This is a genomic window from Vibrio sp. 1727 (genome assembly GCF_033344415.1).
Taxonomy (GTDB): domain Bacteria; phylum Pseudomonadota; class Gammaproteobacteria; order Enterobacterales; family Vibrionaceae; genus Vibrio; species Vibrio alginolyticus.
Window position 1 is genome coordinate 1 of record NZ_JAWPOT010000685.1, and the last position, 514, is coordinate 514.

At 45.5% G+C, this 514-nt stretch carries 1 protein-coding gene and 1 pseudogene; both read left to right on the forward strand.

The genetic code is table 11. The features are described 5' to 3' along the window. A pseudogene (locus R8O10_RS27610) lies at positions 1-234 on the forward strand (sulfite reductase subunit beta); the annotation flags it as partial. Further along, the coding region (locus R8O10_RS27615) for a phosphoadenosine phosphosulfate reductase family protein (protein WP_318192282.1) at positions 227-514 on the forward strand (288 nt) is incomplete at its 3' end. The pseudogene R8O10_RS27610 and the gene R8O10_RS27615, both read left to right, overlap by 8 nt.

The window sequence follows — 514 nt, forward strand, 5'->3', positions numbered from 1 at the left end:
GTAGGTAAAGCGCCGGGTCGTTACAACTTACATTTGGGGGGGAATCGTGCTGGTACACGTGTACCTAAAATGTATAAAGAGAACATCACGGATAAACAAATCCTAGAAGAGATTGATCTGCTGGTGGCTCGATGGTCGAAAGAGCGTGAGGAAGGCGAAGCCTTTGGCGATTTCACCATTCGTGCAGGCATCATTCAAGAAGTGTTCGTATCAAAGAGGGACTTCTATGCTTGATTCTGTGGCTTCCAAACCGGAGCTGGCGGAGTTACTGACATTAACAAAGACGGAGCAAATACTCCGTCTTGCACAAATCAATGTCGAACTTGAACAGCTGTCGGCACAAGAGCGAGTAAAGTGGGCTTTGGAAAATCTGGATGGAGAGTTTGCGGTATCCTCAAGCTTTGGTATCCAAGCCGCTGTCATGCTTCATCTTGTGACTCAAGAAAAACCTGATATCCCAATTATTCTTACGGATACCGGATATCTGTTTGCAGAAACGTATCGCTTTATTGAT